The organism is Psychrobacter sp. CCUG 69069 (assembly GCF_021023115.1).
In the GTDB taxonomy this organism is placed as follows: Bacteria; Pseudomonadota; Gammaproteobacteria; order Pseudomonadales; family Moraxellaceae; genus Psychrobacter; species Psychrobacter namhaensis.
Genome location: NZ_QQAI01000002.1, coordinates 118,491 through 140,169 on the forward strand (window position 1 = coordinate 118,491; position 21,679 = coordinate 140,169).

The 21,679-nt window shown below is 45.7% G+C and carries 19 protein-coding genes; 5 read left to right on the forward strand and 14 right to left on the reverse strand.

Features of this window, described 5'->3' with window-relative positions; translation table 11 throughout:
* Positions 1–55: 55 nt before the first annotated feature.
* The 4 genes from proC to ppx form a co-directional block, all read right to left on the reverse strand.
* The gene (gene proC, locus DVY93_RS02420; protein WP_193005915.1) at positions 56–889 is read right to left on the reverse strand and encodes a pyrroline-5-carboxylate reductase; all 834 of its coding nucleotides are present in this window, start codon (positions 887–889) and stop codon (positions 56–58) included.
* A 163-nt stretch (positions 890–1,052) separates the two neighbouring features.
* Positions 1,053–2,618 (reverse strand): tRNA lysidine(34) synthetase TilS, encoded by a 1,566-nt coding sequence (gene tilS, locus DVY93_RS02425; protein WP_230708804.1) that lies wholly within the window; start codon positions 2,616–2,618, stop codon positions 1,053–1,055.
* Between the two features lie 131 nt (positions 2,619–2,749).
* The gene (locus DVY93_RS02430) at positions 2,750–3,553 is read right to left on the reverse strand and encodes an acetyl-CoA carboxylase carboxyltransferase subunit alpha (RefSeq protein ID WP_198335120.1); all 804 of its coding nucleotides are present in this window, start codon (positions 3,551–3,553) and stop codon (positions 2,750–2,752) included.
* A 192-nt stretch (positions 3,554–3,745) separates the two neighbouring features.
* Complete coding sequence (gene ppx, locus DVY93_RS02435; RefSeq protein ID WP_193005910.1) at positions 3,746–5,281, reverse strand: exopolyphosphatase; 1,536 nt, start codon at positions 5,279–5,281, stop codon at positions 3,746–3,748.
* 390 nt (positions 5,282–5,671) lie between these two features.
* Between ppx and DVY93_RS02440 the strand changes: the two genes are divergently transcribed.
* On the forward strand, positions 5,672–6,088 hold the full coding sequence (locus tag DVY93_RS02440; protein ID WP_230708806.1) for a DUF962 domain-containing protein: 417 nt from the start codon (positions 5,672–5,674) through the stop codon (positions 6,086–6,088).
* 280 nt (positions 6,089–6,368) lie between these two features.
* Here DVY93_RS02440 and hemL read toward each other — a convergent pair whose 3' ends face one another.
* Both hemL and DVY93_RS02450 read right to left on the reverse strand, forming a co-directional pair.
* A complete protein-coding gene (hemL, locus tag DVY93_RS02445) occupies positions 6,369–7,670 on the reverse strand; it encodes a glutamate-1-semialdehyde 2,1-aminomutase (protein ID WP_193005908.1) in 1,302 nt (433 codons plus the stop codon).
* Between the two features lie 91 nt (positions 7,671–7,761).
* Entirely contained in the window at positions 7,762–8,115 is a 354-nt protein-coding gene (locus tag DVY93_RS02450; RefSeq protein WP_286741306.1) for a zinc ribbon domain-containing protein YjdM, read from the reverse strand.
* A 257-nt stretch (positions 8,116–8,372) separates the two neighbouring features.
* On the opposite strand from DVY93_RS02450, the gene ygfZ reads away from it, so the two are divergent.
* Positions 8,373–9,125 carry a CAF17-like 4Fe-4S cluster assembly/insertion protein YgfZ gene (gene ygfZ / locus DVY93_RS02455; RefSeq protein WP_198335116.1) on the forward strand — a complete coding sequence of 251 codons (753 nt, stop codon included), beginning with the start codon at positions 8,373–8,375 and terminating at the stop codon, positions 9,123–9,125.
* A gap of 107 nt (positions 9,126–9,232) precedes the next feature.
* Positions 9,233–10,558: a D-amino acid dehydrogenase gene (locus tag DVY93_RS02460; RefSeq protein ID WP_193005906.1), complete on the forward strand. Its 1,326-nt coding sequence runs from the start codon at positions 9,233–9,235 to the stop codon at positions 10,556–10,558.
* 66 nt (positions 10,559–10,624) lie between these two features.
* Here DVY93_RS02460 and DVY93_RS02465 read toward each other — a convergent pair whose 3' ends face one another.
* Together DVY93_RS02465 and DVY93_RS02470 are read right to left on the reverse strand one after the other, a co-directional pair.
* Positions 10,625–12,835 carry a molybdopterin oxidoreductase family protein gene (locus DVY93_RS02465; protein ID WP_230708808.1) on the reverse strand — a complete coding sequence of 737 codons (2,211 nt, stop codon included), beginning with the start codon at positions 12,833–12,835 and terminating at the stop codon, positions 10,625–10,627.
* Positions 12,836–12,860: 25 nt separating this feature from the next.
* Complete coding sequence (locus DVY93_RS02470) at positions 12,861–13,613, reverse strand: TetR/AcrR family transcriptional regulator (protein WP_230708810.1); 753 nt, start codon at positions 13,611–13,613, stop codon at positions 12,861–12,863.
* Between the two features lie 410 nt (positions 13,614–14,023).
* On the opposite strand from DVY93_RS02470, the gene DVY93_RS02475 reads away from it, so the two are divergent.
* Both DVY93_RS02475 and DVY93_RS02480 read left to right on the forward strand, forming a co-directional pair.
* Positions 14,024–14,227: a CsbD family protein gene (locus DVY93_RS02475; RefSeq protein ID WP_193005902.1), complete on the forward strand. Its 204-nt coding sequence runs from the start codon at positions 14,024–14,026 to the stop codon at positions 14,225–14,227.
* 853 nt (positions 14,228–15,080) lie between these two features.
* On the forward strand, positions 15,081–15,527 hold the full coding sequence (locus tag DVY93_RS02480) for a hypothetical protein (protein ID WP_230708812.1): 447 nt from the start codon (positions 15,081–15,083) through the stop codon (positions 15,525–15,527).
* A 129-nt stretch (positions 15,528–15,656) separates the two neighbouring features.
* On the opposite strand, the gene DVY93_RS02485 is transcribed toward DVY93_RS02480, so the two are convergent.
* The 6 genes from DVY93_RS02485 to DVY93_RS02510 all read right to left on the reverse strand — a co-directional run bounded on the left by DVY93_RS02485 (position 15,657) and on the right by DVY93_RS02510 (position 21,014).
* Positions 15,657–15,968 (reverse strand): Nif3-like dinuclear metal center hexameric protein, encoded by a 312-nt coding sequence (locus DVY93_RS02485; RefSeq protein ID WP_230708814.1) that lies wholly within the window; start codon positions 15,966–15,968, stop codon positions 15,657–15,659.
* Between the two features lie 51 nt (positions 15,969–16,019).
* The gene (locus DVY93_RS02490) at positions 16,020–16,670 is read right to left on the reverse strand and encodes a DNA-3-methyladenine glycosylase (protein WP_230708816.1); all 651 of its coding nucleotides are present in this window, start codon (positions 16,668–16,670) and stop codon (positions 16,020–16,022) included.
* 161 nt (positions 16,671–16,831) lie between these two features.
* Positions 16,832–17,545: a phosphoribosylaminoimidazolesuccinocarboxamide synthase gene (purC, locus tag DVY93_RS02495; protein WP_230708819.1), complete on the reverse strand. Its 714-nt coding sequence runs from the start codon at positions 17,543–17,545 to the stop codon at positions 16,832–16,834.
* 131 nt (positions 17,546–17,676) lie between these two features.
* A complete protein-coding gene (locus DVY93_RS02500; RefSeq protein ID WP_404671895.1) occupies positions 17,677–18,012 on the reverse strand; it encodes a hypothetical protein in 336 nt (111 codons plus the stop codon).
* Positions 18,013–18,115: 103 nt separating this feature from the next.
* Positions 18,116–19,021, reverse strand: a complete 906-nt coding sequence (dapA, locus tag DVY93_RS02505; RefSeq protein ID WP_193005889.1) for a 4-hydroxy-tetrahydrodipicolinate synthase — start codon at positions 19,019–19,021, stop codon at positions 18,116–18,118.
* A gap of 628 nt (positions 19,022–19,649) precedes the next feature.
* Entirely contained in the window at positions 19,650–21,014 is a 1,365-nt protein-coding gene (locus DVY93_RS02510) for a Do family serine endopeptidase (protein WP_230708992.1), read from the reverse strand.
* Positions 21,015–21,679 lie beyond the last annotated feature (665 nt).

Sequence of the window (21,679 nt, forward strand, 5' to 3'; positions counted from 1 at the left end):
GTTACCACTCAGGTGCGCCATTCCTTGTAGAAAGTGCCACACCTGACGTGGCTGACTACTTACCCATTTCTTCACTTAAAGCTTGACTGCGATCGTAGCACGCTTGCATGGCTTCACCGATTTGGCGACCGATCTCATTGCCTTGCATCGACTCAATCGCGGCTTGGGTGGTACCATTCGGCGACGTCACTTTTCGGCGCAGCTCAGCAGGCGCATCGTCACTACCCATCGCCATTTTTGCCGCCCCTAGCATGGTTTGCATGGCGAGCGCTGATGCTTGTTCTTGATCCAATCCCAACGCGATTGCTCCATCGACCATCGATTCAATGAAGTAAAACATGTACGCTGGCGCTGAACCTGATACGGCCGTGACCGCATGCATGTGCTCTTCGTTATCAACCCACATGACCAACCCTGAGGCTTCCATCACCGCAGTTGCCAGTTCCTTTTGTTCGGCTGAGATATCGTCCGTACCATAGAGACCCGTGGCGCCCATCTGAATCATAGCTGGTGTATTTGGCATCGCGCGCACGATATTGCGATAACCGTTTAACATACCAGATAAGATCTCAGTTGATAGTCCTGCCGCTACCGAAATGACCAATTGATTGTCCAAAGCATCAGCAAAGGCACCAACGACCGCTTTCATAACTTGCGGCTTCACAGCCAGGACGACAATGTCAGCATCGACAATAGCAGCGGTTGAATCAGCCGTAGGATCTACCGTATTCAATCCTTTAGCAGCAAGTTGTTCACGCGCATCACTACTCGGATCAGCCACCGTAATGAGATTCGGTTGGATACCGCAGCTGACCAGTCCGCTAATCAAAGCCTGCGCCATGTTTCCGCCGCCGATAAAGCTGATTTTTTTATTATCTAATACTGACATACTTGTCTCCTACTCACAAAATTCAAAAGTATTCAAACTAACATAATGCTAGGTAAAATGACACTCAGTTTACCATACTGCTACTGTCACCGTTTGCTAAATTCAAGACGCTAACGACTGCCCTACTCTTCGAAAAACTTCTCAAATAAGAATGAATAAATTGTTAGCGTGTATGATTTGAGCATAAATGACTGTCAATAAAGACAGCAAGCGTTTGCGCTTCGGTACGCATGGCCAAATCATCAGTACTTAATATCCATCTATCAAAAGGTGAGAGTAACAAGATAGGTATCTCATTTTCTACCGTTTCTGCATTTAAAAACGTCATACTGACCACAATCAAACTCTCGCGTAACCAAATGGGAATACCCAGTGTTTGATACAGCTTTTTGCCCGATTGCGGGCGTGTAGACAATGCCGTTTTGAGGCGCTGCTGTCGATCTAATGGCCGTATTTTCAATGCTGTCTGATGCCCTACCTCACCCGCAGGATTGTCTAGCAGTCGCACCAACGCATTTGGCGCAACCTGCAATTGCCAAATAACGTCCTCGCTCGTGCGTAAATTGATGGATAAGGGCGAACTGTCCACTGAGCTCACATCAGGCAAAACAATGTGAGCCAATGTCCGCTCTTGCGCTGTTATGGGTATGTTAAGCCACGCTAGCCAGTCACTACTCAACCGATAAAGCTGCTGGCGATAGCGGCGGATGGTATACGCGTGTTTCCGGCCTTGCCAAAACAGCTCGGTTTGATGGTTGTGATCACTGCGTTGACTTAGATTTAATACATCATCTACCAGCTGCTTGGCAGGCGGCAGCGGCTCATCTTGGCCTAACCAATGATGCAATAATTGCCGCTGACGATAAAGCGGTAGTTTGGCTAATTTATCAACATTTAACACCCGCTGTAGCGGTGGCTGTTGTAGTGAGCCAATCGTCGTCTGCTGCAAATCTTGAGCCGCTTGTGCTCGGACAGTGGTGTCTGCATCGCTTAGTAGCTGAGCGCTACGAGTAATATTATCTATAACGTTTGGATTGTATTTTGCCAATACAGGCATGATGTCACGCCGCAGGCCACTACGCACATTATCACCAGTCGCATTGGTTGGGTCATCGATATAAGGGAGCTTTAAACGTCTGGCATAGGCGCTAATATCGGCACGACGTATCGTGAGCCAAGGTCGCCATAGCACCATCCGATGCGCGCCCTGCGACTGTACACGCCAAGGCTGCATACCCGACAAACCGCTGACGCCTGCCCCTTGGATCAGTCGCATTAATACCGTTTCTGCTTGGTCATCGGCATGATGGGCTAGTAATAAAACATCCTCTTGATTCATATACGCGCGCATGACGTCATAGCGTGCTTGGCGTGCGGCTTGCTCATCACTTCCAGTGACTTGCGCTGGTAGAATATGACAAGGCATCTGCTGCGCTTTTGCCCAGTGGGCGACGTGCGCCGCCCAATGCTGACTATCGGCTTGCAGACCATGATCGACATGTAACATCTGCGGTAAAAGTGACAACTTACCTTGACGGTAGAGCTGCACACACAGCGCCGCAAGCGCCAATGAATCACGCCCCCCACTACATGCCAGCCAAATACGCCGAGCATGCAGCTGTGTGCCATACTCCGCCATACTATTCAAGAAAGCCGCTGCCAAGTGTTCATCGCTTGGCAGCGCTGCTATTGGCTCAATAGGATAGGGTATAATTGCGCTGCTGGTCATAATCCGCCTTATTATTTTGATAATGATATAAGTGAGTGAACATATAAGTGAATGAACATATAAGTAAATGGCATAAAAAAACGCGCCATTAAAAGGCACGTTTTTATTTTAACACTAAGGATAACCCTCTATTAGCAAGGTAACATCACTTCTGAATTAAAAGACTTGAGTTTTTCGTAGCGTAACTCGCAGCGTTCCTGCGCATCCAGAACTTTAATCTCATCTAATTGTTCGGTAATAAGCGCTTTTAAGGCATCCATGACGGGCTGCGGCTGGAGATGAGCACCCTCACCTTCATCAATGACGGCATCAATCAAGCCCATTTGATACAGATTGATCGCATTTAACTTCAGTGCTTCACTGGCATCTTGGGCTTTTTCGGCCGTTTTCCACAAGATAGACGCACAGCCTTCTGGCGAGATGACCGAATAGATGCTGTTTTGGAGCATGTTAACTTTATCACCAACCCCAATGGCGAGCGCGCCACCTGAACCACCTTCACCGATAATCGTGACGATCACAGGCACTTTCAGGCTAGAAAAAACCGCGATACTCTCGGCGATGGCTTGCGCCTGACCGCGCTCTTCTGCCCCAATACCAGGGTATGCGCCTTGGGTATCGACAAAGGTCATCACAGGGATATTAAAGCGCTCAGCCATTTTGACCAACCGGATTACTTTGCGATAACCTTCAGGATTGGCCATACCAAAGTTGTGAGCGATACGCTCACGGGTGCTGCGACCACGATGTTGACCGATGACCATCACCGGCTGGCCATCAAAGCGGGCAAGGCCGCCAAGAATGGCTTTATCATCGGCATAGGCACGGTCGCCATGTAACTCATCAAATTCGGTAAATAGCTGGTTAACATAGTCCATAAATAATGGACGCTTGGCGTGTCGTGCAAGCTGCACACTATCCCAGACAGTGCTCATAGACGCTTCCCTTTAATCATTATACTTAATGTATGTATGTTTAAGAACAATATCGTTATCGGTATTCAGATAATGAAAGTACAGTTGTAAACTCAATAGAAGCTATAGTAGCACATCTTATATAGCATGACATTACTGACAAAGCAGGTTTTGTTACGTTAATCTTTAACGCAATAATCGCAATCGTAACGGCTAAAAGCTGTCAGCCTCGACCACACTCAGCTTCACACCCCACTTAGCAAACTGATCAATCTCAGTACGCAGATCGGACAACAAGAAAGCATAATGCTCACTACTGTCAGTCACGGTGATTTGCCAACTGTTATTCTCAACAACGTGTAACTGTAATTCTGGTAACCCATGATCGCTACGGCTGTGATGCGCCAATACTGCAAGGCGCAGTAGCAAACACAGATAAACCAGCTGATCACCGCCGACATTACAAGTCTGCTCTAACATATCGGCTTTGAGCTTGCGACGATGATTGAGCATCAGCTGCGCCATACGCTTTTGATCGACTTGTGAAAACCCAGGAATGTCTGAGTATTCGAGCAGATAAGCACTGTGCTTATGATAGCTGCTATGACTAATCGCCAGCCCTATTTCATGTAAAAATGCCGCACGCCTGAGCAAATCACCGTCTTCATTACTGAGGGCAAGCTTACTCTTTACTTGCTCGAACAAATGGCGACTGGTCTTTACCACTTGTTTGGCTTGCTTTTTGTCCCCTGAGTAACGCTTGATCAGTGCCAACACACTACGGTCACGCACATCTTCACTCGCAAAACGCCCAAGCATGTCATACATGACGCCTTCACGTAATGCCCCATCCGAGTACGTAATAGTGGCTATACCCAGTACTTTCATCACCGCGCGTAGCACCGCGACGCCTGCTGGGAATACCGCTTTACGATGCTCTTTGACACCTTCTAAATCAATGTCATTCACATTACCAATTTTGGTGAGGAGTTTCTCTAGTTTTTTGACCCCTTTGTAAGTGATGCGTTCTTGCTCATCGGCCCAGCCTTTGGAGACAAGGACATTGCGCACCGCTTTAATCGTACCACTGGAGCCGATCACACTACTCCAACCCGTTTTTTGATAACGGCCACTAATCGCTAGCACTTCTTTGCGCGCGCCTGTAATCGCATTATTAAACGCCTCTTTGGTAATCAGGCCATCAGCAAAATACTTTTGGGTAAAAGCAACGCAGCCCATCTGTAAGCTCTCGGTCAATAACGGATCGAACTCTTGACCAATGATAAACTCTGTCGAACCACCACCGATATCAATGACCAAGCGTTTGTCGCTACTGGCATTGGTGTGGGACACGCCCAAATAAATCAATCGCGCCTCTTCACGTCCCGCGATAATCTCAATCGGTTTGGGCAAAATTTTATTGGCACGAGCGATAAAGTCGTTGGCGTTTTTGGCTTGGCGCAACGCATTGGTTGCCACCACACGAATACGCTCTGGTGGCACCGAATCCAAGCGCGCGACAAAACGACTGAGACAGTCAAGTCCGCGTGTTTCTGCTGCGGCACTTAGGATATTGTTTTCGTCCAATCCAGCGGCAAGCTGCACCTTTTCAGACATAGAGACTACTTTTCGCACCTCACCATGGTCAAGACGCGCAATGGCCAAATGAAAACTGTTGGAACCAATGTCAATGGCTGCCATCATTTCATCATCAGTGAGTGGTGGGTTTGTAAGATAATCAATAGGCATAGGAGAGATCATTACCGTGTTGGATAAATGAGAAAAGACAGGAGTTAAAAATCAGACGTTTGCTACTCACAACCATCATCAAAAATAAATATGTGTGAGCATCGACGCAATTTTCGCCATTAAAGCATTTATGTTATAAGCTGGCAAGTGACACCCAACCCTAGCACAAAGGTAAGTCACGTATACACCGAATAATAGAGGCACGCGCGCCATCTATTACTTGTGTTAACTATATGGGTTTGCTACATTGAAAGCCATCAGTATTACACTAAATAACAGCAACTTACTGATGACTAAGCCCAATAACTTAACGACAGTAAACCTCACTTTATGTACTAAAACCTCTCTTTGATTGATATTTGATAAACGACCAGCAAGGAAGCTCGCACCATGAATCAAATCGTCACACAAAACTCGCCGAAAACAGCGGACGCCCAGACTACTGCTCACGCTAAAAATGCCGTCGTAACAACCGAGCAACCAACAGAACAGGCGTTTTATGACTTCTATTTAGAGGAACATCAAAACATGGCTTGCCGCCGACTGCATTTCGCTGGTAGTAGCTTTGGGTTGTTAGGATTGGCAAAATCTATCAAAAACCGTTCACCCAAACCCTTACTTAAAGGCATCGCGGCAGGATACGCTTGCGCGTGGGTAGGCCATTTCTTCTTTGAAAAAAACAAACCTGCTTCTTTTAAGTTTCCACTAAAAAGCTTTGCCAGCGATTTTCGCATGTATGGCGATGTGCTACGCGGCAACTTAAGTTTAAAAGATCGCAAATACGACAGAACCAGAAAAACCCAATAAGCCTTGTCATATAGCTAGCTCACTTTAAAATAGTTAACTTACTTTAAAATAGGGACAGTGCTACTGGTATTGATTTTGCGTAGCATCTGTCGGCGTAGGCACAGCACGCAAGGGAAATGAATACCAGTAGCACGGGGTATAGTGTGCCAATTTTATTTAGGATTAACTATAGCCACAAAAAAACCAGCACCGTAATTCTTTACGTGTGCTGGTTTTTTTAAGTGTTTAAATATAAGTACTTAAATGTAAGTATTTAAAATCTGATAGTTTGAACAATGAATTAGTTCTTTGCCATTTCTGCAAAAATTTCATCGGCCGCTTTAATCGAGGCGTCAATATCTTCAGCACTGTGCTTGATAGACATAAAGCCTGCTTCATAAGCAGACGGTGCCAGATAAATACCGCGATCGAGCATGCCATGGAAGAAAGTGTTGAACACGTCCATGTCGCACTGTGTGACGTCATCGAAGTTTTTTGGCGTCTCGGTTGTGGCGTCTTTGACAAAAAACATACCAAACATACCGCCCAATTTATTGGTACGAAGGTTGATGCCATGCTTGTCAGCAGCGGCTTGAAAACCCTCAATCAGTTTGTCTACTTTTGCAGCAAGCTCATCGTAAAAACCCTCAACCGTTAAATCCTCAAACATTGCAATACCAGCACGCATCGCTAGTGGGTTGCCTGATAATGTACCGGCTTGATAGACACCGCCAAGTGGTGCGATACAAGACATGATCTCTTCTTTACCGCCGAACGCCCCCACCGGCAAGCCTGCTCCGATGATTTTACCAAAACAAGTCAAGTCAGGCGTGATACCAAAATGCGCTTGCGCACCGCCAAGCCCAACACGAAAGCCTGTCATCACTTCATCAAAAATCAGCACAGCGCCGTGAGCGGTACACTGGGCACGCAGCGTGTCATGAAACGTTTGCGTCGGCATGACCATGTTCATGTTACCAGCGATAGGCTCCAAGATAACGCAAGCAATCTCGTCACCCCATTTTTCAAAACAGTCTTTGATCGCTTGTGGATCATTATAAGGAATGGTGATGGTGTGTTTGGCAAAGTCTGCGGGCACACCTTTTGACGTTGGCTCACCAATATCAAGCATGCCTGATCCTGCTTTTACCAGCAGGCTGTCTGAGTGCCCATGGTAGCAGCCTTCGAATTTGACGATTTTATCACGCTGGGTGTAACCGCGTGCCAAACGAATCGCGCTCATGGTCGCCTCTGTGCCTGAGCTGGTCATGCGAATCATCTCAACACTCGGCACGATGTCACAAATCTTATCAGCCACAGTGGTTTCAAACGGCGTTGGCGTCCCAAAGCTTAGGCCATCATCGGCGGCTTTTTTGACCGCGTCGATCACTTTTGGATGCGCATGACCCAAAATCATGGGCCCCCATGAGCCAACATAATCAATATAAGCATTGTCTTCGGTGTCATAAATTTTGCTGCCATTGGCACGGTGCATGAATATGGGCGTACCACCAACCCCTGCAAAGGCACGGACGGGCGAATTGACGCCACCTGGGATATGCTTGCGGGCTTGCGCAAAGAGCTGTTCGTTTTTTGTACTCATAGTTATTCTCTACTTATAGGTTTTATATTTTCTAAACTGACATCAGTTTTGTCGTTGTTTATCATCAAATCTTTTAAGAAAATTTGAGGTTTTAAGCTTTTTTAACCACAGACGATTTCAGTTTCATCGGACCGTAACCATCCAGTTTACAATCGATATCATGTCCATCGGTCGCGTCCGGCAATAAACGGATACTTTTTGCTTTTGTACCGACTTTGATGATGGTAGAAGAGCCTTTGACTTTTAAGTCTTTAATCACGGTGACCGCATCACCGTCTTGTAGCTCGTTGCCGACAGCATCACGAATGACAGCATCCTGTTCTTCTGCCTGCGCCGCATTGGTCTCAGCCGCTGTCCACTCATGAGCACACATAGGACATACCAGTAACGCACCATCTTCGTACGTATATTCAGCATCACATTTAGGGCAATTTGGTAAGCTCATCATTTCCTCGGCAGCCATCATAAATTAGGGTGGTATAGAGTCAACATTGTACCGTAACTCAACATCTTTAACCAATTTGTACCGTTGAAAAATGGCCGCGATACCCAATTTATGGCGTAACGATGACATTTTTTATGACCCTATTTTTTGTGGTACTCTTCTTAGTCTCATTTAGTATTGTATTCGCTGTTTTTTATCGTATCAATTTAATACCCATAATCTTTAATGAATAAACTTCCATTAGAAGGATAATAATAATGACTCAAGCTTCACAGACACCCGCGTTACCACAGTTCGCTCAACTCACTATCCAAGGTGAGGATGCCGAAAAATTTCTTCAAGGTCAGTTAACATGTGATGTTACCAAGCTCGGACTCAGCTATCAGGCAGCCGCCATCGGTAACTTAAAGGGACGCATTGAATTTGGTATTTGGATTAAAAAACAAGCAGAAAAGCATTTTGATGTGGTCATCAGCGCCGATTGCGCTGATGCTTTAAAAGCTCATCTGAATAAATACGGCGCGTTTTCAAAGTTTGATACCAGTGCACCGACCGCGATTTATCCTTGTGTGCTGGCAGACGAGCCAACTTTTAGCCACAAAGATGACCATAATACGTTTGAGGATACTCAGGCGTGGATGGAATGTAGTATCGCCACCGGTAACTATTGGATAGTCGCAGCTACCCAAAGTGAGTTCCAGCCCCAAGAGCTGCGTCTGCATCAGCGCGGCGGTATGGACTACGATAAAGGCTGTTATTTGGGACAAGAAGTCATTGCCCGTATTTATTTTAAGTCAGCACCCAAGGCATTTTTGCACTATGTCCAAGGAAGTGGCGAGGTACCGGCAGCCGGTGACAAGCTCGATAAGATCCAAGTGGTCAATGCGATGGAAAAAGAAAACGGTTTTATTGCTCTCGTCGTCGCGCGTCCTGAACAGTTGGCAGAAAGCGCGCTGACGATATTGGATTTACCAGCCGCACTACAAATAGATGTCGCGCGTCCAAAATAACGGCCCAGAAGTAGCAGTCGTTAAAATTAGCGTCAACAAAAAGCAACCCTAGTCACCGGTCGCTGATGACAGGTTTAACAGTCACAAAAAACACAGCAGAGCGTCCTATGACACATATCGCGGTACTCGGAGCAGGCGTGGTGGGCGTGACCACCGCATGGTATCTACGTCAAGCAGGCTATGATGTGACCGTGATTGAGCGTGAGCCTGCCGCAGGCATGCAGACCTCGTTTGCGAATGGTGGTCAGATATCGGTCTCACACGCCACTCCTTGGGCCAATCCTGCCACCCCCATGAAAGCCCTCAAATGGCTGTTTAGAGAAGATGCGCCACTGCTCTACCGCTTGCGTGCTGATAAAGCGCAGCTTAAATGGGCCATGCAGTTTTTGCAAGAATGCCGTGCTGAACGAGCCGATGCCAATCTGGTACAAATGGTGCGTTTGGGACTGTATTCAAGAGATGCTTTGCAGCAGCTACGAGCGGATATCGGTATCAATTACGAGCAGCAAACACGCGGTATTATGCACTTTTACACCAGTCAGGCAGAGTTTGAGGCTGCTATTGCTCCCACTGAGCGCATGCAAGCACTCGGTTGTGAACGCCATGTGATTGACATCAATAACGCGGTCAACTTAGAGCCAGCGCTCTATCCGATAGCTCACAAGCTTACTGGTGCGACTTATACCAGCCGCGATGAGTCCGGCAATGCCCACTTATTTACGCAACGGCTCGCACAGCGCTGCATAGAGGCTGGCGTACATTTTTTGTATGACACTGAGATCTTAGCACTCAATACGGATGCGCATACTACGCGCCCGCACGTACACAGCGTTACCATTCGCCCAGCCGGTGAAAATGTGCAAACCTTTAGTGCTGACAGTCATGTCATTGCGCTTGGTAGCCATAGCGTGTCACTGCTAAAACCATTGGGGATTCACGTGCCTATTTTTCCTGCAAAGGGCTATTCCGCCACTTATGCTGTTAATCCTCGTGCCCCGCATTTAGCGCCTTTTGTTAGCTTGATTGATGATGAATTTAAGCTGGTCACCTCGCGGCTGGGAGATAAACTACGGGTGGCGGGAACAGCCGAGTTTAATGGCTACAATTTAGAGTTAAATCCGACGCGCTGTGCGGCCATTACACGCCGCGTACAGCAGTTATTTCCAAAAGGCATCATCGCAAGTTCGGTGCAATACTGGACAGGACTGCGTCCGATGACGCCATCGAACGTGCCGTTGATTGGTCGCGCGCACTGCGGTCAAATCAAACATGGTAGTCACAACGCTTCTGCCACCTTTGACAATCTATGGCTCAATACAGGACATGGTACGTTAGGTTGGACCCATGCTTGTGGCTCTGCCAAAGCCATCAGCCTGCTGATACAGGGTGAGACGCCCACCGTCGATTTTGATTTTGTTGGAGCCACAGCATAAAAAAGGCGCTTTATATAAACGCCCTGCTTATTCAAACTTATTCAAATTAAATAGCTCTCATGCAGTTTACGCCGCATTGCTGGATTCGGCATCAGACTTGGCTGTTTCTAAATGGTCCGTTGCTAAATCAAGCGCGGCTGGCGCGATTGCCTCTAGCTGTACTGGCACGCCATTGACTGCCGCGTTACCGCTTAATTGATCGATAAAAGCATCATCTGTCAGATCGTTGACGCTCACCCCCGCATGCGCTTGAGCAATCCTCTGCTGCACACCTTTACGGCCGTGACCAAATCCATGCGGGATACTAACTACGCCTGGCATCAGCTCATCGGTTACTTCTGCGGCAATGACCACGCTGCCCACTCGAGAAGTGACTCTGACGTTTTGACCGTCTTTAATACTGTGCTGCTCTGCCGTTTTCGGATGCAGCATTAGCGTACAACGGGACTTTCCTTTTACCAATCGGTGGCTGTTGTGCAACCATGAATTGTTGCTGCGCACATGGCGACGACCAATGAGTAAGATCTCATTATGATCATACTGCTGCATCATCTCTTTGACACGTGCCACATCTGCCTGATAAAAATCAACATTGAGATTGATTTGCTTGTCGGCGTGTTTGATGGCCTCCGGCAACATGCGGTGCAATGGCCCCAAATCCATGCCGTGTGGGTTGTCTATCAGCGTATCCAATGTGACTTCTTTATAAGGCCCATATTTAAGACCCTGCTCAAGCAAGAACTTCGGCCCAAACGCTTTTGTCGCGGCACGTTCTTTTTGTGTTGCTTCTGGCGCGTCTTTATCTAGGCGGTCTGCCAGTGCTAGATAAATCTCCCAATCGTGCTTTTCATTGTCCTTTTTGCTAAATAAGGCAGGCGAGTACTTAGCAACATTGTGCACGGCAAAGCCATTAAACGTGACGTCATAATGATCACGCTCGAGTGGTGATACGGGCGGTAAAATAATATGGGCATGACGACTGGTCTCAGTCACAAAGTAATCAAGCGACACCATGAACTCTAGCTCTGACAATGCGGCGTCTAGTTTCTCGCCGTTAGGGGTACTGAGGACAGGGTTACCGGCCACACTCATAAAACCTTTTAACTGCCCCTCCCCTTCTACCAACATCTCATCCGCCATCGCAACAACTGGATACTCGCCATTAAAATCAGGAAGATTGCTCACGCGGCTGTGGCGTTTGCCCAAATAGCCTGGGCCCGAGCTATTCACCACATCGACGGCAGGGTTGGGGAACATGAGTCCGCCCACTTCATCTAAACGTCCCGCCACGATGTTAATGACCATAGACAGATATTGACTTAACAAGCCAAACGCTTGCACCGATATACCCATGCGACCATAACAGACCGAGCTTTCGGCTTCACAAAACTCTTTAACCAGTCGTTTGATCTCGTTTGCAGTAATGCCCGTAATACCTGCCACGGACTCAGCATTATAGTCTTTGGCAAAGTCTGCGATGCGCCCAATCTCTGGTGCCAACATCGCCGCTCTACTGTCTACCTTGGCATAGCCTTGCGCATAAATCTCATTGAGCATGGCCAGTAACAGTAATACGTCTGTTGCAGGGCGAATAAAGTGATGCTCGCTTGCGATATTTGCCGTTTCGGTACGCCTTGGGTCAATCACAACCACTTTACCATCACGGGCTTTGATGTCTTTTAGCTTTTGGCGCATGTTTGGCGCGGTCATGATACTGCCGTTAGAGGCCAGTGGGTTACCACCAATGATGAGCATATATTGTGTGCGATTCACATCAGGGACGGGAATACGCAGCATATGGCCAAACAAGTGCATACTGACGATATGGTGCGGCAACTGATCAATCGAGGTCGCAGAAAAGCGACTACGCGTTTTTAAGCCAGTAAGTAGCTGCTTAACGGTCAACATACCGCCCATGTTGTGTACGTTAGGATTACCCAAATACACGCCAAACGCATTTTGGCCGTATTTTTGCTGTATAGACTGAATGCCTGTAGCAACTTTATCTAAGGCTTCTGACCAACTGATTGTTTTCCAACCATCCGCCGTTCTTTCGACAGGCTGGCGCAAACGGTCAGGATCTTCATGCAAATCCTGCAAGGCTGTCGCCTTGGGACAAATATAACCTTTGGAGAATGGGTCACCTTTATCCCCTTTGATCGATAAAACTTTGTCACCATCGTGTTTTATTTCGACACCGCACATCGCTTCGCATAAGGTACAAGTTCTAAAATGTGTCTGTTCATTGGCCGAGGTTGTAGCCGTTGTGATGGTCATAGTCATGCTCCCTTTTTTTAAAATCCTAGCTTTCACGATCTACGTCATGACTCACTAGGGTTGCGTCCTTGCAAAAATTGGCGAACAGCGTATCAAAACTTGTGCTCAATGTGGCAATCGCTTGTTGCCTTGAATAACGCTGCTGATGACAGCCCACAATCAATTCGTGAACTTGGGCAGCCGCGCTATCGACACAAAGATTGACAGCACTACGTTCAAAAGAGCGGTTGGACAACCGTAATCCCTGAATAAATATCTCTGTCCACTCTGCTTGTATCTCTATGATGAGATTGCCTAGGCCCGTGTTTGAGGAGGTCTGGTTTTCTGGATTGGTACTAAAACGGTTGGCACTAAATCGCGGACGATCTTCGAGCAAATGCTGGAACAGCGCGATATTTTGAAAAGCAGAATCAAAAATCATAGTAAGGCACTGCTGACAACGCTGGGTAAACTGCTCATTAGTAAGCGTTGCATAGTCCTTTAGCATGTTTATCCACGCCATCCGCATGGGCGATAGATAGCTGTCTTTTAACTGGGCACATAACTCGTTTTCCAGCGCCTCTACACTCTCAAAATGATTATAAAAACTTGGCTGAGCAATACCCGCCCCTTTCGCAATTTTGTTCATGCTCATGCCTTGAGCCCCTTCTAGGCTGTACAACTGCAACGCACTTTTTAGTAAGGCACGGCAAGTTCTGGCTTTTGCTTGCTCACGCTTGGTTTCTTTAGGTGCTTCGATCATAGTATCGGTCAAATCCATTGGGTTAAGGGCCTCCACTATCGATCTATCCTAGCTTTATAAAGCGACCATTAAAAATCATTATTATTTCAGCTATAAGCTTATAGCCATTTAACTGTTAAGTCTATGATTAAGTTTTTAGCGCTACTCCTCCCTCTAAAGGCCATGCGCTTAATGGCGCTCATGACAGCAGCGTTTCTGACGCAGTTCGTTTACGCTCTTTACCTACTTTATCTAGAAGAGCGCTACGGATTACATAAATAGGCGGCCCATAACACAGTCGTGCAGATTCCTATAATGGTGCAACACTCTAAACACTGGGTATACAGACAAGGCAATTAGGAGTGCCTATATTAGAGATCACCAGCTAGATTAAATCGATAGCTGCTGAACAAAGCGTTCGTGAAAAAATTCATACTAAATGACATAATAAAATAAGGATTACAATAATGAATGAACATACTCTAAAAGGCGAATGGAACCAAATGAAAGGCGCGGTTAAACAACAATGGGCTGATCTGACAGATGATGATATGACCCATATCGAAGGTAGCCGTGATAAGCTGGTCGGCCGCGTACAAGAGCGCTATGGTCATGCGAAAGAAGATGCTGAACGTGAAGTCGATGATTGGCGTCGTGAAAATAACTACTGATTACTAAGGTAGCGAATTGCTGACTCATAAATTTTGAGTGGTACCGTTTTATATATTGTTTAAACAGTTAACGTAAAAAAACCGCATGGAGCGCCATGCGGTTTTTTATTGGTGTCGACCCTCTCCTAAAGATTCCTTTCCTAGAGATAAAGAGAAGATACGCTTGGTGTAAAATATTTGCGTCATTGTGTTAGAAGACCAATGAGCACCTCCCAGACACGATAAAACCGCATAGCAACGAATGTTATGCGGTTTTATTGTTAACTATCCATGTTACCTATCACCACTGCGTCCTATGCATCCTTGCATAATATTCAGTACATTGTGATACTGGGCATCCTGCCCTTTTTACTACGTCTAGCAGTATTTACTACTGCTATCAGCACAGGTTATGTGTCTTTACTTCATTTACTTTTATCATCCTGATGCCAGTAAATGAATCATTATCCTTAATGCGGTCAACTCAATCCTTGAGTCACATTCCCTAATGCCGTGTAGCTATAATGCCTAATTCTTGTTCTGCTGTTAAGTCGCGTAAGCGTCATTGAATGTAAGCATATGCTTACAAGACTTACATTTTATCAATCAATTACAACTTATTAACGCAAACGACACTTACTATCAATCTTTGTCCCTTATCATAGATAATGTAAGAAAACGTTTCAAAGTTTCCAAGTACTCCATGATAGGTTTTGAAGAAAGGGCTGTCACTACTGTACGCTGTCAAATAAACAATAGCGTCGTCGTTCTACAAATCCTACCGTACCAGAAACTCACAAAGTGCCTTACGCTTTTCGCTGACACAAGAAACCATCATAGCGAGCAACTTGAAAACATAATAGGATATTGAATTATGGACATTCTAAAGTCTTTCTCATTTAAGACAGTGATATCTACTGGCCTTGTGGCCATATTATTAGGCACTACCGTCGGCTGTACCGTTGTAGGTCCAGGTTATGACAACCGACCTATATATCGTGATAACAATAACAGCACTGTGAATTACAATCGTGTCAGTCAGCAGCTGCGTCAGGACTTACGCCGTAAAGGCTATCAGGTTATGGATATCAAGTCTGATGACTATCGTGGTAATCGCGCCCTCATCGCCCATGCCAGAAAGAACAATCAAAACTATGAGCTTAGGTACACTTATCCTAGTCTCAGACTTATCAACTCAAATAGAACCTCTTGGTCTAATAATGGACAAAAAGATAGATATAAAAAAGACCACTACAAAAAAGACAAACATAAAAATAGTGGCAAACATAAAAGCAAGTATAAGCACAATAAGCATCATTGATTTAAAAAGAAGTTGAGATTTTGACATCACCAACCTAGTGATGACTTTTGGTCAAATATACCAGCCCCTGGTGTATTTGATCTTTTTTTACCTTATTAAAAAGGTAGATACTCAAAAGCGTCAGAACCCTTAAAAATCTAGGACGTTTATCACATCATAAGCGGGCGTCTCATAAGGATGTGCTTTTTTTAATGCAGTGATGACAGCATGAATCGCTGCTTTCTCAACAACCATCTCAACCCGCCATTCAGCGACGTTTTCGAGTCTATCATGCGCGCCGATATACGGTGTACTGCCCGCCAAGGGCTTAAACTGTCCTGTTCCCTGTACTTGCCAACAGCACTGCTCATAGTTGCCAATCGTGCCAGCACCAGCGGCAAACAGAGCCGACTTTACTGGCTCTAATGCCTCATGGGGGATAAAAACCGTCAGCTTATACATAGTCTGTCTCCTAAAATACGGCTAGCATAAAATTAACATAGATCGCGCTTACTACTTTTTAGATAAAGATGGGTGATCAGTCCATGTATAGCGTAATAGCCAATCTTTGGCGTCACCAGCATAGTCGATACCAATGCGTGGACGCAATGATATCGGCGGCGCACAGCCATCATCTTCTATCCACACTCCTGAAATAGGTGCGACAGGTTTGCCATATAACTGCCGATCAATCTGCAACCGCTTGGTCAGTTTTCCTGGACCGGCAAACTGCTTGAGATGAGTGAGCTGTTTGTCTAATCTTAGCAATTGCTCATCTAGCAGACGGTCACTGTCCTCTGTCAAAAACCCAGCTCGTATCAGCACGGACTCAGGAGATTCTGCGGTAGCAGTGATGACGTTGAGCATATGATGGATACCGTAAGTCAAATAGACATAAAACACGCCGCCTTGCTTATACATAATTTCAGTACGCGCTGTCCGGCTACCCGCATGCGAATGACAGGCAGGGTCACCCTCTCCAACATAAGCTTCGGTTTCTGAGATACGCATACGCAATACTTTAGGTACGCCATCGGTATCTACCAGCTTCCTACATAGCACTTTCCCCACCAAATCAGCAGCAACCACACAGGTGGGTCGAGTAAACCAGATCGGCTCAAGTACTGTTTTGGTTATAGATGTAGACAGTGTAGGGTTAGACATAAAAGCTGAGTCTCCTAGCTGAGTAATGAAGCTTTATTATAGAAACAGTGCGCCGCCTACATCGTGCGCATTTCATAACGATTCAGTAATTTTTTGCATAAAAAAACTGAGCACATGGCTCAGTCCTTTTATTTTATTGGCAAAAAGCTCAAATAAAACGCTTAGCTTAAGGGCACACCAATACGGTTAGCGACTTCTTCATAAGCTTCGATCACATCGCCCAACGACTGGCGGAAACGGTCTTTGTCTAACTTTTTCTTGGTAGTCTTATCCCAAATACGGCAGCCATCTGGTGAGAACTCATCGCCTAAAACAATACGATCATGGAATACCCCAAACTCGAGCTTAAAGTCTACCAAAATTAAATCGCCTGCATCAAACAGTGCTTTTAACACATCGTTGACTTGATAAGTCAGTTCTTCCATCTTTGCCAATTGCGCTTTTGTTGCCCAACCCAAAGAGACAGAAAGGGACTCATTCACCATCGGATCACCGAGCGCATCATCTTTATAGAACAGCTCGTAAGTAGACGGTGTCAACGCTTGCCCTTCTTCCAAGCCCAAACGACGAACCAAACTACCCGCCGCAAAGTTACGAACCACGCACTCAACGGGAATCATGTCTAAACGCTTGACCAACACTTCGTCTTCAGACAACTGCTTTTCGAAATGCGTTTCGATACCAGTATCAGCCAATTTTTGCATGATAAAGGCGTTAAAGCGATTGTTGACGACGCCTTTGCGGGCTAATTGTTCGATACGCTTACCATCAAGCGCTGAGGTATCATCACGAAAGTGTAAAATCAAAAGATCGTTGTCTTCTGTTTCATAGACAGACTTGGCTTTGCCTTTATACAGCAGTTGTTGCTTTTGCATTGTGGGGGTTCCTGTTCGTTCAAGCTTATGTGGTAAAAACGCGCAGCTACCACTAAGGTCTTATATTACTGCATCAATCACAGTGTAATGAATAACAGTAAAAAGGCAGTGGTATAAATAGAGAAATAGGTTTAATTTGAAGGATTACTGACAGCACGTTGAGGCTTTGGCAGTTGATACTGGCTACCTGACTCGTTTTGTAGTTTGAGCGTGTTCGCACCCGCATTAGGGGTTGGGTACAAAGGTACAAAAGGCGCGGTTTCTTGATCAGCCGGCAGCTCTACGGGTGCAAGCTTTTTGCTTTGCTGATACTCTAAGCTACCATTGTCACGTTTATCAAGTAAGTTTTTCGTTGCTTGGCAACCGCTCAACACTAAGGTGCTTCCCATGATTATGGTGAGCATGACAGGGAATATCTTTGTAGTCGTTGATGATGTCTTCATCATGTTATCTCTCTGAATTAGCAAGTATTGCTTATTTGGGCAATGGACTTATCGTTTGATAAAATCTTATAAGCGGTTGCTAAGCCTACGTCATCACTAACTGACTTAGCATTTATCAGCAAAATTTTTATAGTAAGTTTGCACGTACTAGGGCGTCATCGATGGTCGCATGATGTTGCTCAGCCAGCCAGACTAATGGCAGGCGAATACCCGTATCTATCATACCCATTTTATTGAGGGCATACTTTGCGGGAATAGGGCTTGATTCGATAAATAAGTCACGGTGTAAATGCTTGACCACATCATGTACTTTATTAGCCGTGTCAAAATCGCCGCGTAAGCCTGCACCAAAGGTCTCACTCATGGCTTTTGGCGCCACATTGGCTGTCACTGAGATATTCCCTTTGCCGCCAAACTTCATTAGCTCAAGTGCCGTGCCATCATCTCCAGATAACACCACCATTCTGTCACCAACGGCTTTGATCAATTGCTCACCGCGGACCACTGAACCTGTCGCATCTTTAATCGCTACGATATTGTCTATATCGGCTAAGCGCTCAACGGTTTCTTGAGCGATATCAACGACCGTACGACCAGGCACATTGTAAAGCATCTGCGGGATATTCACCGCTTTTGCGATTGCTTTATAATGCTGATATAAACCTTCTTGGGGCGGCTTATTATAATAAGGCGCGACCAATAACGCGCAGTCTGCACCAGCATCCGCCGCATCTTGAGTCAACTTAATGGCTTCCATCGTGTTGTTAGCACCTGTACCAGCGATGACCGGTACACGACCTTTGACATGCTGTACAAAATAGCGAATAACATCGCTATGCTCTTGCATAGACAATGTCGCCGACTCGCCAGTGGTACCGACCGCAACGAGACAATGGGTGCCTTGCTCAATCTGCCAATCTATGAGGTCTGCCAGACGTTTATAATCAACCGTGCCGTCAGGATGCATGGGCGTTACCAAAGCTACCATTGAGCCTTGTAGTCGGGTTTTGATCTCGTCGTATGCTGTGCTCATAACCGTGCCTTACTGTATTATCCTAGCTTTTTTCAAAGCTGTCACATGATAGGTCGTTTGCAAGTGCCAACCTCCGCGTGTTTATGTCGGCACTCATCATAGGTGCATTCATAAACAATATGGCCGTTATCTTGCTTGATAGTAATGCTAAATGTTTGCTTATTATTATGGCGTACGCTGCATAAATTTTATGCGCTCAAATCGGTATTGACGTTATTTCCGTCCGTTACTGATCATAGCGATTAAATAATAAACATATAATAATAAAAACGCCTGCTAGTGTAGCATATTTTGATTTGACCGCTATCAATCAATTAACGTTCAATATAATCAGTGAATAACAAATCAAGCGTCTTTTTTATTGTTTATAAATTATAGATACTGGGCTTTAACCTTGCAACGTAATAGATTAAACCCTTGGTCATTAGTAAGCCCAATGCAAATATACATCAGAATCTTGGACACGGTTAACGAATTTTCAACACATCGATCGTGGGACGATACAAACGAAAAGGCAATCCTCGCGTGCCGATTGCCACTATCGCTATGAATAATTCTATGGGCACACCTGTTTGAATACTGCCACGCTGTTTTTACCGGTCATCTTTATACCTGTACCATATCACTGTTACTCAATACGGAGGCCGATAATAGCAGGGATGCCTTGGCGAATCACCTCAATGGTCACCACACCTTTTTTGGGCAATGATGAGATAGCACTGGAAAAATCAGTGACTTTCTGAATCGGCTTTTGGTGAAAATTGGTAATCACATCCCCTGCCAAGATACCTGAGCGCGCCGCCAGCCCCGTCGGATCAACCGCGGTAACCAAGATACCCGTTTTATTGTCCACGGCGATTTCTGCTTGCTCATCAGCAGTCAAATTACGCAAACGCAGGCCTAATTGTATGTCATCATTTTGCTGATCGCCGCCTTGGGCTCTGACATCATTGGGCGCATAAGTGAGTTTACCGCTGACGATCATCTGCTTACCATTACGCTGAATCTGGGCACGAAATGTATCGCTAGGTTTGGCACGATTGAGCAAGTTCAATAAATCTGAGGCGCGCATAATTTGCACATTGTTATATTGTAAAATAATATCACCAGGTTTTAGCCCGGCTTTTTGTGCGGGTGAGTCCGGCGATACCCGTGTCAATAAAGCGCCTTGCGGACGGTCTAAGTTATAAGCTTCGGCCAAATTACGATCGATATCTTGTGGATAAATTCCTAAATAGGCCCGTACCACTTCTCCCTCTGTCTTTAATTGCTCATAGATGTCCATGGCAGCGTCAATCGGAATGGAGAACGACAGACCCATATAACCGCCCGTCCCACTAAAAATACGTGAGTTAATACCAATGACTTCACCGCGCTGGTTAAATAGTGGGCCGCCTGAGTTGCCCGGATTTAGTGCCACATCTGTTTGGATAAACGGCACACTAGTCTCACGAGAAAAGCTGCGGGACTTGGCACTGACGATACCAGCAGACGCTGAATAATCAAAACCAAATGGTGAACCAATCGCTAGCACAGGCTCCCCGACTTTCAAGGCATTTGAATCACCAATAGGCAGCGCTGGGAACTGACTACCTACTACTTTTAGTACCGCCACATCTGAGCGCTCATCACTACCAACCAAGGTCGCATCAAGCTCCGTTCTATCATTGAGCGTGACAGTAATATTATCAGCACCCGCTACCACATGATGGTTGGTCAGCATATAACCATCAGATGTGACAAAAAATCCAGTGCCATAAGCGTGTTCAATCGCAGGCGTGGTGGCCTGATCGGGGATGCGCAGACGATCACCAAAGAACTGCCGCAGTAACTCTGCCGTCTGCGCCTTGGCAAGCTCGGCCTCACTCACCGTTTTTGTAACATTCACGCGAGCAACCGCTGGCGTGACTTGTTGTACCAAGCCAGAAAAGTCTGCCGTGGTTACTGCTGCTTGTGCATTGGTTATGGTCGTGGCAGTGATGCCAGAAACCATCGCCGTGCTGACGGCAAGCGCCAACGCGCCACGTTGCAACCAATGCTGTATTCCAAATTTAGCGTGCGCTGTAAACATATTGATAGGCATATCGTCTTCCATATGAGTGGTTAATTATTATTGTTAAGGGCCATTTTTGGCTATTATTGGTAGTAATTTGTATTAAATAATCTTAAAAAGTATGGCCTTAAACGCTATGAGTCAGTTTACTACCGTTAAAACGTTTTTAAAGCGACATAGTGCTGCTGGGATAAAGTTTTCACAGCGGCTGTATCAATATCCAATTACGTCAAAACGAGTGTTGTACTCGAACGTGCAGGATAAACACGGCTACTGTATGATAAATAGTAACGTAATCTTGTCATGGTTTCGACAGCACAAGAGCACCTAGAGCGCAGTTATTTCATCATTACCTGATCCCGTTTTATAGCTGAACGACGATATCGTGGTCAGAGCAGCCATGATAGGTATGAAATAAAACCATGTTATGATAGCAAGCCAAATGACTTTATAAACAAACAAAAGTTAATTTTACTAACTATAAGTTTATCAGATTGGCAATCATTACCCTTATTTTTCATCTTTTGCATTTCTAACGTGACTCTATATATCTAGAAGTATTTAGGAATGCTTTTGTCTTTACTACTTTATAGTATATATATCAT

Bases quoted from the DNA above. Each gene is read 5' to 3' on its own strand.
- proC (WP_193005915.1), bottom strand. From the start codon at position 889: ATGTCAGTATTAGATAATAAAAAAATCAGCTTTATCGGCGGCGGAAAC.
- tilS (WP_230708804.1), bottom strand. From the start codon at position 2,618: ATGACCAGCAGCGCAATTATACCCTATCCTATTGAGCCAATAGCAGCG.
- DVY93_RS02430 (WP_198335120.1), bottom strand. From the start codon at position 3,553: ATGAGCACTGTCTGGGATAGTGTGCAGCTTGCACGACACGCCAAGCGT.
- ppx (WP_193005910.1), bottom strand. From the start codon at position 5,281: ATGCCTATTGATTATCTTACAAACCCACCACTCACTGATGATGAAATG.
- DVY93_RS02440 (WP_230708806.1), top strand. From the start codon at position 5,672: ATGAATCAAATCGTCACACAAAACTCGCCGAAAACAGCGGACGCCCAG.
- hemL (WP_193005908.1), bottom strand. From the start codon at position 7,670: ATGAGTACAAAAAACGAACAGCTCTTTGCGCAAGCCCGCAAGCATATC.
- DVY93_RS02450 (WP_286741306.1), bottom strand. From the start codon at position 8,115: ATGAGCTTACCAAATTGCCCTAAATGTGATGCTGAATATACGTACGAA.
- ygfZ (WP_198335116.1), top strand. From the start codon at position 8,373: ATGACTCAAGCTTCACAGACACCCGCGTTACCACAGTTCGCTCAACTC.
- DVY93_RS02460 (WP_193005906.1), top strand. From the start codon at position 9,233: ATGACACATATCGCGGTACTCGGAGCAGGCGTGGTGGGCGTGACCACC.
- DVY93_RS02465 (WP_230708808.1), bottom strand. From the start codon at position 12,835: ATGACCATCACAACGGCTACAACCTCGGCCAATGAACAGACACATTTT.
- DVY93_RS02475 (WP_193005902.1), top strand. From the start codon at position 14,024: ATGAATGAACATACTCTAAAAGGCGAATGGAACCAAATGAAAGGCGCG.
- DVY93_RS02480 (WP_230708812.1), top strand. From the start codon at position 15,081: ATGGACATTCTAAAGTCTTTCTCATTTAAGACAGTGATATCTACTGGC.
- DVY93_RS02485 (WP_230708814.1), bottom strand. From the start codon at position 15,968: ATGTATAAGCTGACGGTTTTTATCCCCCATGAGGCATTAGAGCCAGTA.
- DVY93_RS02490 (WP_230708816.1), bottom strand. From the start codon at position 16,670: ATGTCTAACCCTACACTGTCTACATCTATAACCAAAACAGTACTTGAG.
- purC (WP_230708819.1), bottom strand. From the start codon at position 17,545: ATGCAAAAGCAACAACTGCTGTATAAAGGCAAAGCCAAGTCTGTCTAT.
- dapA (WP_193005889.1), bottom strand. From the start codon at position 19,021: ATGAGCACAGCATACGACGAGATCAAAACCCGACTACAAGGCTCAATG.
- DVY93_RS02510 (WP_230708992.1), bottom strand. From the start codon at position 21,014: ATGGTTTCTGGCATCACTGCCACGACCATAACCAATGCACAAGCAGCA.